Source organism: Coleofasciculus sp. E1-EBD-02 (assembly GCF_040218245.1).
Classification (GTDB): domain Bacteria; phylum Cyanobacteriota; class Cyanobacteriia; order Cyanobacteriales; family Coleofasciculaceae; genus Coleofasciculus.
This window is the reverse complement of record NZ_JAVJQN010000141.1, coordinates 1-11,960: the sequence shown is the minus strand read 5'-3', so window position 1 is coordinate 11,960 and position 11,960 is coordinate 1. Positions and strand designations below refer to the sequence as shown.

General features: G+C 46.1%; 11 protein-coding genes and 2 pseudogenes. 4 read left to right on the top strand and 9 right to left on the bottom strand.

The genetic code is table 11. The features are described 5' to 3' along the window. Window positions 1-28 precede the first annotated feature (28 nt). The gene (locus tag RIC07_RS22355; RefSeq protein WP_446396444.1) at window positions 29-655 is read right to left on the bottom strand and encodes a sigma factor; all 627 of its coding nucleotides are present in this window, start codon (window positions 653-655) and stop codon (window positions 29-31) included. A gap of 347 nt (window positions 656-1,002) precedes the next feature. Here RIC07_RS22355 and RIC07_RS22350 point away from each other — a divergent pair, with 347 nt between their 5' ends. From RIC07_RS22350 to RIC07_RS22340, 3 genes are all read left to right on the top strand, one after another. Further along, on the top strand, window positions 1,003-1,683 hold the full coding sequence (locus RIC07_RS22350; RefSeq protein WP_446396443.1) for a PEP-CTERM sorting domain-containing protein: 681 nt from the start codon (window positions 1,003-1,005) through the stop codon (window positions 1,681-1,683). A gap of 443 nt (window positions 1,684-2,126) precedes the next feature. Next, window positions 2,127-2,384: a hypothetical protein gene (locus RIC07_RS22345; protein WP_446396442.1), complete on the top strand. Its 258-nt coding sequence runs from the start codon at window positions 2,127-2,129 to the stop codon at window positions 2,382-2,384. Continuing rightward, complete coding sequence (locus RIC07_RS22340; RefSeq protein ID WP_446396441.1) at window positions 2,372-2,521, top strand: PEP-CTERM sorting domain-containing protein; 150 nt, start codon at window positions 2,372-2,374, stop codon at window positions 2,519-2,521. The genes RIC07_RS22345 and RIC07_RS22340 overlap by 13 nt, the downstream gene beginning before the upstream one ends. 102 nt (window positions 2,522-2,623) lie before the next feature. Here the strand turns inward: RIC07_RS22340 and RIC07_RS22335 are convergent, their stop codons facing one another. The 3 genes from RIC07_RS22335 to RIC07_RS22325 all read right to left on the bottom strand — a co-directional run bounded on the left by RIC07_RS22335 (window position 2,624) and on the right by RIC07_RS22325 (window position 7,019). Further along, window positions 2,624-4,681: a PAS domain S-box protein gene (locus RIC07_RS22335; RefSeq protein WP_446396440.1), complete on the bottom strand. Its 2,058-nt coding sequence runs from the start codon at window positions 4,679-4,681 to the stop codon at window positions 2,624-2,626. An 874-nt stretch (window positions 4,682-5,555) separates the two neighbouring features. Further along, the gene (gene ylqF, locus RIC07_RS22330; protein WP_446396439.1) at window positions 5,556-6,413 is read right to left on the bottom strand and encodes a ribosome biogenesis GTPase YlqF; all 858 of its coding nucleotides are present in this window, start codon (window positions 6,411-6,413) and stop codon (window positions 5,556-5,558) included. Window positions 6,414-6,608: 195 nt separating this feature from the next. Further along, on the bottom strand, window positions 6,609-7,019 hold the full coding sequence (locus tag RIC07_RS22325; protein WP_006105690.1) for a universal stress protein: 411 nt from the start codon (window positions 7,017-7,019) through the stop codon (window positions 6,609-6,611). A gap of 190 nt (window positions 7,020-7,209) precedes the next feature. On the opposite strand from RIC07_RS22325, the gene RIC07_RS22320 reads away from it, so the two are divergent. Beyond that, window positions 7,210-8,415: a phosphoglycerate kinase gene (locus RIC07_RS22320; protein ID WP_446375936.1), complete on the top strand. Its 1,206-nt coding sequence runs from the start codon at window positions 7,210-7,212 to the stop codon at window positions 8,413-8,415. 493 nt (window positions 8,416-8,908) lie between these two features. Here the strand turns inward: RIC07_RS22320 and RIC07_RS22315 are convergent, their stop codons facing one another. From RIC07_RS22315 to RIC07_RS22295, 5 genes and pseudogenes are all read right to left on the bottom strand, one after another. Beyond that, window positions 8,909-9,985, bottom strand: coding sequence for an endo-1,4-beta-xylanase (locus RIC07_RS22315; protein ID WP_446396438.1), 1,077 nt, complete (start codon window positions 9,983-9,985; stop codon window positions 8,909-8,911). Between the two features lie 173 nt (window positions 9,986-10,158). Further along, window positions 10,159-10,533, bottom strand: coding sequence for a hypothetical protein (locus RIC07_RS22310; RefSeq protein ID WP_446396437.1), 375 nt, complete (start codon window positions 10,531-10,533; stop codon window positions 10,159-10,161). A 141-nt stretch (window positions 10,534-10,674) separates the two neighbouring features. Further along, window positions 10,675-11,127 (bottom strand): annotated as a pseudogene (locus tag RIC07_RS22305) (HNH endonuclease). Next, window positions 11,114-11,356 (bottom strand): hypothetical protein, encoded by a 243-nt coding sequence (locus RIC07_RS22300; RefSeq protein WP_446376509.1) that lies wholly within the window; start codon window positions 11,354-11,356, stop codon window positions 11,114-11,116. The pseudogene RIC07_RS22305 and the gene RIC07_RS22300 overlap by 14 nt, the downstream one beginning before the upstream one ends. Before the next feature lie 87 nt (window positions 11,357-11,443). Continuing rightward, a pseudogene (locus RIC07_RS22295) lies at window positions 11,444-11,771 on the bottom strand (transposase); the annotation flags it as partial. Window positions 11,772-11,960: the final 189 nt, after the last annotated feature.

The following is an 11,960-nucleotide window of genomic DNA, read 5'->3' as shown; positions in this document are numbered from 1 at the left end:
TATTGTTACAACTTCAATTAATGATTGCCTATAAATATCCTTGCGATTCACCAAATTTGCGTAATAAGGGAACACAATGACGCTGGTAAAATGTTGCCAACGTGGAAACCTTACAATTAAATTCTGCTTCGAGTTTTCTCCATTCTGTCTCTGGTGGTAAGCGACGTAAGATTAAAACTTGACAGGTTATATCAGGACGTCCTCTAATATGAGAGCTGGATAATTCCCCATCTGGATCGGATTCTGCCCACTGTCGAGTTTCTGCCAGAATCGGCGGGATATCAGGGTGGGTATCCGGTAAATTATCAATCGGATCAGTTGGATATTCCGAGTCTGGAGGCGGTTGAGCTTCATGATGTAGTTGTTGACATCGTTTTCGGAATAAATCCTTCAGTCGTTGTTTGAGATAGGCATCCAACCAGGTTGTCACCGTGGCTTGGGCTGGATCATAGTTCTCGATATTGCGGCACAAATACAACCAGGTGAGTTGTAGTGCTTCTTCATAATCGGGGCTATGCTCCCGCCAGAGTTTCCCCGATTGGGCGATCGCGCGAATCAGTTGATCCAAGCAGCGACGCCGTTGCAGGCTGCGACGGGGATACTGGCAGGTTTGAGCGACAAGCTGACGCAGTTGTTGATCAATATCCACACCCATGAAATCACCTGAACTCTTTGCTATTGGTTTTGGAGTGGGTTGTTACCCTTTCATCCTCGGTTAAACTCATCCTTGAACATTACGCCAATTGAGTCTTGCACTCAGTTATCGCCACAATTCTAGAGTTTTTCGCAAAATTCACCATTTTTATATTTATATAGGGTACGGCAATGCCTTGCCCCGACGGAATCGGGTTTATTCAACGATATCTTCAACCCTTTGGGGTTTTATGTAAAGGTTTGTAACGATTTTGCTGGGATTGCGAAACTTTGAGAAATGCCACCGATATCTCAACAGAGATTGAGAAAGTTCATCCACGCAAGTTGAATTTAGGAGAAATTTGAACAATGACTAAGACTAATATCTACCAAAAATTAGCTATTGCCACTACTTGTGCAGCTCTTGGATCTATGATATCTGGAAAAGCCTTGGCAGTTACGGTTAAGGCTATAGCTACGGGTTCAACGAACCCTACACCCATTTCTGTAGGAGTAGGTGGAACGTTACAGAATGGAGATTTTTCAATCATACGTAAAATACCTCAGCAACCTTCAATAATCGGGGATGGTGAAGATGAATCTACACGCTGGGAATTGGATTTTAGTCAGTCTGAAGGGATTGAAACGTTTCTGGATCAGATTGCTATCAAACCGTTAGCTTCAGCAAAGCTTACTTTTACAGCAACAGTATCACCTGGAAATTATATAGCTACAGATACAATTAGTATGCTTGGCGTTAAAAGTATCAAGGTAACTGATATACCGAGTTTTCCTAGCGGAGGAACCCAAACTGTCGAGCTGGATTTAATCAAGGATTTTGGATTCACTTCCGACGAAATTTTGGGATCTTTCAATTCTGAACAATCCGGTGTAATTCCTTGGGCTTACCAAGATGATGCTATTATATCCTCTGCTCAACTCGAATTGACTCCAACTCCTGAACCTCTGACTATCCTGGGTTCAGCAACAGCTTTAGGCTTTGGTGCTTTGTTCAAGCGACAACAGTCCAAAAAGCAGAAGGAAAGCTGAGTCATTACTCACCTGCTTTAGGAATCGCTACCTCCGTATAGTAGGCATTCTCTATCTAATTTTTCAAGGTTGCACTTGTGAGAATCCCGACTTCTTAAAGAAGTTGGGACTCTCGACTATCTCCATTTATGAGGAATTTTAGCAATGACTATTATGTGCCAAAAATTAGCACTTGCTGTTTGTCTAAAGGTTTTGGTGCTTTGTTCAAGCGGCAACAGTCAAGAAAGCAGAAGAAAAGCTGAGACATTTTTCTATAGGACACGGCAATGCCGTGTCCCTACGGAATCTGGTTGGTTCAACAATATTTTCAACCCTTTGGGGTTTTATGTAAGGGTTTGTAACGATTTTACCCGGATTGCGAAACTTGGAGAAATGCCACCGATATCTCAACAGAGATTTAGAACATTTATCGACGCAAGTTAAATTTAGTAGGAATTTGAACAATGACTAACATCTACCAAAAATTAGCCCTTGCCACCGCTGGCACAGCCTTAGGTTTAGCTGCGGTTGGAGTTCATCCAGCTCAGGCAGTGGTTATGTATTCAGTCGATCTGAAAAATTCGTCTTATGAACTCCCTCCCAACCCATTTATTAGTTTCAAAGGCCTGATAGCCAAGGTCCAGTCAACTATGATGTCTATGCTGGTTTTAACCGAGTCATTAGCAGTAGTTTCCGGAACGGATCGGGAGTGTCTAAGGTGACAGTTTGTCTTGAATCATCTAGTGATCCAGGTTGCTTTGAAGAGAAAAATGTTCCTGAACCGACTTCAATATTGGGGCTGAGTATTTTTGCTCTCGCTGGCTGGCTCACTAAAAAGAAGCTAGCTTCATCTTGCTAAATCCCACTTTTGCTAGGGCATATCTGTAGCTTTGATTATTGTTATACCCCGACTTCTTCAAGAAATCGGGGTTCTGATTTGGAGGTAAGGGAATGGTGAGCGTTAATCCTCAAGTTGTTGATATTCAGTGATATCAACGCTACAACCAATCAACCGATAAGGCTTATCCTTAGCATCTTGTACCGCAATGCCACGGGAAAGAAACCAGCGAATCGTGCCATCTTTTTGCACCATCCGGTGTTCCATGCCATAGTGAGTTGTTGACCCGTCTAAATGAGCATTGATTTCATTTTCAACCTGTTGGCGATCATCGGGATGAATCAGGTCTAACCAAGTCGCTTTACTATTCGCAATCTCCTGATCCTCATAGCGCAGCATGGTTTTCAAATTGGACGCTAGATAGAATTCATCATTCTCCAGATTCCAATCCCAAATTCCCACGTTACCCGCTTTTAAGGCGATCGCTTGGCGTTCCTCATGGCTGCGAAGATTGGCAACCATTTGCTCCTGTTTCGCCAATTGTTCTTGTAGCAAGGTATTGGCTTGAGACAGTTGAGCGGTTCGTTCCTGATCCCGTTTAGCTGAGGCGGTTTCTAGCTGCTTGCGCTGGCTAATATCTCGCTCGATCGCCATCCAGTGGGTATAGTCCCCATTCTCATCAACCACGGGGACAATATTTAGTTCCACCCAAAACTCGGAACCATCTTTGCGATAGTTGATCAATTCCGCCCGCACGGGTTCCCATCGGCATAGGGTATCGCGAATTTTGTCCGCTTGGGCGCGATCGGTTTTGGGACCTTGTAAGAAGCGCGGTGTTTTGCCAATTACTTCATCCGCCGTATACCCTGTCATCCGAGTAAAGCCTTGGTTAACATAGACAATCCGAGGACCGGGTTTGTCAATGGGTTGGGCTTCAGTAATCACGATCGCGTCATTGGCATTGAATACCGCCGACTCTAATAACCGCAACCGTTCCTCGGCTTGTTTGCGTTTGGTAATATCACGGACAAAACTCAGGGACACTAAGCGATCGCGATATTCAATCACCCGCGAACTAATTTCTACCTGCACCGGAGAACCATCTTTACGCCGCAGTGCATGTTCAAAAATAATACTCCCCGTTGCTTGCATCCGTTGACTGATGGTGCGTTGGCGATCCTCACCAATCGGCACATCTATATCACGAGTCTTCAAATTCAGCAGTTCTTTGCGGGTGTATCCTAGTCGTCTGGAGGCATTCTGATTGGCATCTAAAATACGACTGGTGGATAGGTCAATAATGAAGATGGAATCATTGGCGTATTCAAATAAGTGACGATAATTCGCTTCCGATTCCCGCAGCGATTCTTCAACTCGTTTGCGTTCGGTAATGTCTCTCGCCGTACAGATTACCGCTTCCACACTATTGTGGTTCCCCAGAATCGGACTCAGGATGTACTCGTAATGCCGTACACCTCCCAGAGTTGGGTAACTCATTTCATCGGTCAAAGGGCGTCGCGTGGCAAAGACGACTTCCCGTTGATTATTAAACAGTTCGATTCCTTCGGGCGGTAAGTTTAACTGCTGTACCGTTTTGCCCAAAATTTCCGCTTGGGATAAGCCAAACAGTTGCGCGATCGCCAGATTGACGTAGGTAAATCGTCCCATGCGATCCAAGACACAGATGGGATCAGGAGACGCCGAGAGAACTTGGTCAAAGATTCGTGCTTGCTGCTGAATCCGCGTCGTCAGTTCCCGCAGTTCTGACTCATCCTGTTCCTGGGTAATGATCGCATCATTGAGATCCAGTTGGGCGACTTGGCTAGGAGTTTTCCAGGCTTGATCTGTATCCCCAATTTGATGATGATTAATCGTTCCGGTTACCAACGTGCCAGGGATGGCTTGCTGAACCGCTTGATAGGGTTGATTCGCTGTCTGAGTGTCTTGGCTGAGTTGATTAAGCTGTTCTTTTAACTGCTTGTATTTTTTGTCTAATGTAGTGAGTTGTTCCTGAAGTTCCTCAATCGTTGTTGAGTGCGATTCCTCAAGCGGGAAACCAAATGCCTGCTTGAGTGCCTCAATTACGACCGCCGTCCGATCGCGACCTGATGCCTCAGCCCGAGACCGAATTTCCTGACTTAGTTGTTCTGGAAGTCTAAATGTCGCTATTTTACTGACCATTTTTTAGTCGATTTAAATTATTGAGTTTACCGTTGTACAAGGGCGGGACGCTGGATCTCTGCTGTGAATTGAGAAATCTTCGCGTTAGCTGATTGTACAAATGTCGTGGGTTAAACTCCTTGAATTCCCAAAACCGCTTTTTATTTTGATTCGGAGTTATCGAGCTAACCAGGATTGCCCATTGCTTCCACTATAGCCGTTCTCGGCATCTGTGGTATTACAGTATTACACCATTACCAGAGTTGATCAATCTCCGAGTTGGCTAAGACAATACACCCTGAAAGGATTGGTAAGGATAGATGCTTTCCGTACTGTTCTAAAAAAACAGGACTTACGCTTTTGTGCTACCGATATCCTGTTTGGCTTGTATGCAGGATTCATCGTTAACCCTCTAAGCGAGGTTGTGCGTAAGTCCTGATAATGGGTTTCGGTGCTCTTGTTCAATTTTCTTTCCTCCGTCTATTAAGATGCCTCAGCAATATGTCTTAAATCTTTACGTTGATTAGCGTAATGATTCGTCACAATTTTTGGCTGAACTTCGCCAACCGACCATGAAAAACGCCCCCATTAGGCGCTTATCTAGGGTGCATTACTATATTGTAGTTTAGTCGATGAGGGGTATTACCCCCCACCCCCTTAGTAAAACAACACACAGTTATTAAGGTTGGGTGCGGAGGAGCAGGGGGAGCTGGGGGAGCTGAGGGGGCTGGGGAAGCAGGGGGAGCTGGGGGAGCTGGGGAAGCAGGGGGAGCTGGGGGAGCTGAGGGAGCTGAGGGAGCTGGGGGAGCTGGGGGAGCTGGGGAAGCTGGGGAAGCTGGGGGAGCTGGGGGAGCTGAGGGGGCTGGGGGAGCTGGGGAAGTCAACACTCAACACATCAAGATGGTGGCAATTCCAGTGCGATCGCGCCCAGTAGTCCTTTGCGAAAATCATTCAATAACTGTCGGGCAGCACGCTCTTGATCCCCTTGGTAGCGCGTCTCTGCCAAGGCTTGTAAGTAGGATTCACCCGTGATCCCCGTTGGGTCTACATCATAACGGTTGTGTAAAAAAGACGTGGATGTGCGATCGGCTGTAGCCAGATCCGGCGATCGTTTTAGCAAATCTACAAACCCAGAAGCAACCCGCTGATTATCGTAAGACGCCTCACCAATGTCATCACAAATGGCTAATTTTAGAGCATCCTCTTGATTTTGTAGCTTGGCGGGAATAACACCGGGCGCATCCAACAGTTCAATCTGATCGCTAATCCGTACCCAACGCAGTTGACGAGTAACACCGGGACGACGGGCGCTGTCCACCACACGCCGCCCCAAAAGTCGATTAATCAGAGCCGATTTACCCACGTTGGGGAAACCAATCACCACCGCACGCACCGGACGAGGCTGCATCCCGCGATTTTTACGCCGTTGATTCATCTGTACTCCGGTTTGCTGGGCGGCTTGGGCAACCTCTCGAATTCCTTTCCCCTGCTGGGCATTTGTCCAGTAAGGCGTTTCCCCTTGCTCTTGAAACCAGGATGTCCACAACTGCTGCGTCTTGGGTGTAATCAGATCCATGCGGTTGATCACCAAGATTCGGCTTTTATTCCCTACCCACTCAGCGGTTTGCGGATGATGGGTAGTCAGAGGAATTCGCGCATCCCGGACTTCCAGCACAACATCCACTCGTTTGAGCTGTTCCTTGAGTTGCCGTTCGGCTTTAGCAATATGTCCGGGATACCATTGAATGGTCATTGGTTATTGGTCATTTGTCATTGGTCATTTGTCAGGGAATAGGCAATAGGCAATAGGCAATAGGGAACAAGTCATGTAGGGTGGGCAAGGGTGATCAATGTTGAAATGCTTATCCTATCATTTTGTGCTATTGCCCACCTCACGGTATCTTGAGGGTGATCAAGAGTGTTGGCTGATATCCGTTATACCTTTGTATTACGGCACAACTAGCACGGGACAGGGTGACAAATTAATCACCCGATTGGTGACGCTTTCGGAAGCGCCATCCTCAGTTAATCCCAATCCGCGACAGCCCATAATAATTAGATCGGCATTAATTTCGTCGGCGACATCACAGATCGTAAATGGGGGTGTGCCTTCCCGACTCAAGGTTTCTGGCTTAATGCCATACTGGTTAAACATGGCTTGAGCGCCTTTGAGTAGTTCAGCAACCATCTCCGGAGACATGATGTCTGGACTTGGCGATGGGTCATCGGGGTTGGGTTTTTCGACAACCGAGAGTAAGACTAAATGACTTTCATACTTTTGGACGATATTGGCGACAACTTCCGCCGCTTCACGGGCTTCTCGGCTTTGGTCAAGGGGAAATAAAACAGTCTTAAACATTGTAATCACCTTGAAGGACACGGACTCCGGTAAAATGTGGACGGGAAAAGAGAATACATACTCTTGATCCTAATGACTGAGTTGATTGCTCTATAGATGCAAGTCTGGGGGCAATCATTAAGCATACAACCACTGGCACGCGATCAGATCGCAAAGCATCAGATACAGGCAATTAGAGGAGAGTATTACTGTGTCCAAAAAAACTGTAGCAAATTTAAATGAGTCCGATTTAGCCGGAAAACGGGTATTGGTGCGAGCCGACCTGAATGTGCCACTAGATGAGAATGGTACGATTACCGATGATACCCGCATCCGGGCGGCTCTGCCGACGATCCAGGATTTAATCAAAAAGAATGCCAAGGTGGTTCTGTGTAGCCACTTAGGGCGTCCTAAGGGACAAGTGAAGGACAGCCTCCGCCTAACACCCGTAGCGAATCGTCTGTCTGAATTACTGGGTCAAACGGTGGTCAAGTGTGATGACTGTATTGGCGATGGGGTTAAGTCTCAGGTTAACAGCCTAGATAATGGTCAGGTGGCGTTACTGGAAAATCTCCGCTTCCACCCAGGGGAAGAAAAGAATGATCCGGAGTTTACCAAACAGTTAGCCGCCCTAGCTGATGTTTACGTCAATGATGCCTTTGGTACGGCACACCGCGCCCATGCTTCAACCGAAGGAGTCACTCATCACCTACAGCCCTCCGTGGCGGGGTATTTGATTGAGAAAGAACTTCAGTATCTGCAAAATGCGATTGAAAATCCCCAGAACCCCTTAGCGGCGATTATTGGTGGATCTAAGGTGTCGAGTAAGATTGGCGTGATTGAAACCTTACTGGATAAGGTGGATAAACTGCTGATTGGCGGTGGCATGATTTTCACCTTCTACAAAGCCCGTGGCTTGAGTGTCGGTAAGTCGCTGGTGGAAGAGGATAAGCTGGAGTTGGCAAAGTCCTTGGAAGCGAAGGCAAAGGAAAAAGGGGTTGACTTGCTTTTACCCACAGATGTCGTGATTGCCGATAACTTTGCCGCTGACGCCAATTCCCAAACCGTAAGCATTGAATCGATTCCTGATGGATGGATGGGGCTAGATATTGGTCCTGATTCCGTGAAATTCTTCCAAGATGCATTAGGCGACTGTAAGTCGGTGATCTGGAATGGTCCGATGGGGGTATTTGAGTTTGACAAGTTTGCCGCTGGCACCGAAGCGATCGCGCGGACTCTAGCTGATCTGACGAAGAAAGGCACAACCACGATTATCGGCGGTGGTGACTCGGTTGCGGCTGTGGAAAAAGTTGGTGTGGCTGATCAAATGAGCCATATCTCTACAGGTGGTGGAGCGAGTCTGGAATTACTGGAAGGTAAGGTACTTCCTGGTATTGCCGCATTAGATGACGCTTGATGGTAGCATTGCACGTCTCTACCTGATTTCGGGATAATGGCACTGAAATAAACATTAGGGAATCGCCGAAATCTTTGATAGACCGTAGGGTGGGCATTGCCCACCAGCATACCAGTCAGTGGCATTCGATTTAGGTATAAGGGCGGGTTTTGTTGTTCATTTATCGGTAGGGAGGGCGGGTTTTGTTGTTCATTTATCGGTGGGGAGGGCGGGTTTTGTTGTTCATTTATCGGTAGGGAGGGCGGGTTTTGTTGTTCCGTTAGTGGTGACTAGCTGAATTGATTTCCTAAACCCGCCCCTACAGATTTCCTAAACCCGCCCCTACAGATTCCCTAACTTGCACCGCTATCAGGGAAAATGTATCATTGCTTCCCCAGCTTCCCCTGCTCCCCCTGCTCCCCCTGCTTCCCCAGCTTCCCCAGCTACCCCAGCTTCCCCAGCTACCCCTGCTCCCCCTGCTCCCTACCCCCCCACAACACTTATTCAGCAGCCCCTAATTATTAGCGGTACTGAGAACTTCGACTAAAGCGTGATAAGCTGGTTTGGGACGATAAGATTTATCAAAAATTAAGGGCAAGTCTGGCTGACCGACGAAGCCGGGAATCCAGGTAAATTTATCGGTAAATCCCCAGGTGACAAACGCCGTGCAGTTGGGCGCTTTTAGACAGACGCCTAACATATCCTGATATACTTTTGCCTGTTCGACTAATCTCTCTTCCTCGGTTCCTGTACCGTTGTGGATTTGGACATCCATTTCAGTAATATGTACCTCTAATCCCAATTCTTCCAACCGCTTGATATTGGCGGCTACGTCTTCGGGTTTGGGCGGATTTTTTATACTTTTGTGCATCTGCAAGCCGACACCATGAATGGGGACATCTTTCTCTAGCAAATCCTTAACGAAGGCGTAGATTGCATCCGATTTTTCCCCTAATTCTTCTCCGCCATAATCATTATAAAATAGGAGCGCGTTGGGGTCAGCTTCATGCGCCCAGCGAAACGCTAACTCCACATAGTCTGACCCAATTCCTTGCTGCCAAATGGTTTTTCTTAGAGAATCTTTACCGCCAACGGCTTCATTGACGACATCCCAGGCATAAATGTCACCTCGATAGTGACTGACTACGGTAAAGATATGTCGCCGCAAAATATCTATTAATTCCTCCCGCGTCCACTCGGTTTCAGTTAACCAGTCGGGTAAACTGCGATGCCAAACCAAGGTATGACCGCGTATCTGCATCTGATTGGCTTTGGCAAAGGCAACGATTTCGTTAGCAGCAGTAAAATCGTAGCGATCGCGTTCTGGATGAATTTGCTTAATTTTCATCACATTCTCAGGTGTAACCATGTTGAACTCCCGCGCCAATACCTCTCGATAGGTGGAATCGTTGCGAAGGGCATTTATTGATACGGCTGCACCTATGTGGACGTTTTGTTCTTGGGCTAAAGCACGCAAGGTTGTATCACTGGGTTGAGAAATGGCAGGGAGAGAAATGAGTAATGTGGCTGTTAATCCTAAGAGAATTAAGGCGCTAAAGCTGAGAAATTTATTCAAGCTTTTGACTATCATTTATCGTTTTTGCTTTCTTCAACATCTATTCCTTTATTATGCCTAATCCACTGCCACATTTATTATTTATTTCTGCATCAATCGTTTAACGGGTGCCGCTTGGCAGACATGACTAACCCCCTAAAATCCCCCCATCTCCCCTATATCTAAGAGGTAGTCAGTTACTTTTGCCCTCATACACCTGTTAAAGTCGGTACTCGGTTAGCTTGGGCTTTTTGTAAATCCACAGTTAAATTTTCACCACTGCGACGGGCTTCCCAGGAACCGGATTCACCGCCACCGATACTCCACTGTCCCTGCATAAAGTCTTCTGATTCCGAGATTGTACCCGTGTAACTAATGGGATAGTTGGAACTCGCTAAATAGCGTTTAACAAAGCTAATCCGGCGTCCAATAACTTCCCCCGTTAGTGACGCTTCGCCCAAGTAGCTGTCATCTAAGATATTACCTGTCACGGTATTGCCACTATGCAGCAGTGTTGCCTCAAATCTTGTGGGAACGCCCCACTGCCAATAGGTTCCCAGCCAAGTACCATTTACATCTGCCATCGCTGAAACGTTTAGAGGATAAGGGGTGCGATCGCTATTTTAACTAACTCCAACTCAATTCTGAAACCCATCCACCTAAATTAAGCAATTATAGCTAGTTTTCTCCAAAGTAAAACACTAATTATTTGTCCTGAGAATACATTAGAGCTGACAGGGATCGTTAACTGGGGGATGTAATCCAATTTGAATCCAAAAACGTCTCGTCTCTCGAATAGAATCATCTTCTGGATAGCGCATATCGTTTAGATCGAGACGAAGACAGGTTGCTCGACCAATACCTGTAATTCCTTGGATGACAACTCCGTTCTCTATCCAGGTGAAATGTTCTTCCCACTTTTGCTGACGAGGATTAAACAGAGGAAGAATTTCCTGAGTGTTTGGATCGATTCATGCAACAAAGTTATAACGTCTTTCATTACAGCGACGACAGGCAAGTGCCAGATTATTGATGTCGTCAGTACCCCCCAATGATTTGGGAATAATATGATCAACTGTGAATCGATTAGCACTCAAACGTTCTGGCGAGTGGCAATATTCACATTGATAGTTCGCACGTTCTCGAACAATTTGTCTGGTTTCTTCACGAATTGCCATGTTGGGCTGCAATCATCGCATTGATATGAGTAAAAATACGATCAAGTTCTCCAATCGCATCGAGTTCTACTATCTCTTCAGGTGTGAGTTGGTCAGCTTTTTTTTTCTCTAAAAGCTTTTCCATGCGAATTTGGAGATAATCGCTGAATTTAAACAGATTCCACTGATCAACTTTTTCCAGGCGAATTTCATGTAAAAGTGAGGATGGTTTAGTAAGGGTTGTAACCATTTTGAATTTTCGCAGGTGTCAAGGTTTAGTGCTAATTATTATAGTAGAATTGAGCCAACTCCTGAAATAATTATCTATTATATAGCACTACGCACACACGTTAGGACATTTATTGAAGGCAGCATCCACGCAATCACTTTCAGGTCTCAAATTCATCCCACCGTTGCTTCATCCAATTCTTGAGTACAAACCACCAGCGTTCAATCTTATTGAAATCGGGGGAATATGTGGGAAGATACCAGATTTCACACCCAGCCTGAGCTACAATTTCATTGATATATTGAGAACGATGAAATGTTGCGTTGTCAATAACAATAATATCATCGGCTTGAAGTTTAGGTAATAGACACTCCCATAACCACATCTCAAATAAATCCCGATTACAAGCTCCCTCGAAAGTCATTGGAGCGTTCAATTACGATAGTGGCTGTCATTCATTTAAATTGGAGCTGGGGGGTTGTGATCGCGTGACCTCAACTGTCCATATCTAAGGTGCCAGAACCCCCTTCTTACTTGTGGTTGGGTCAAATCACTCTGCCATAGCTGGGGGTTTGCGATCGCATGACCTCAACTGTCCATATCTAAGGTGCCAGAACCCCCTTCT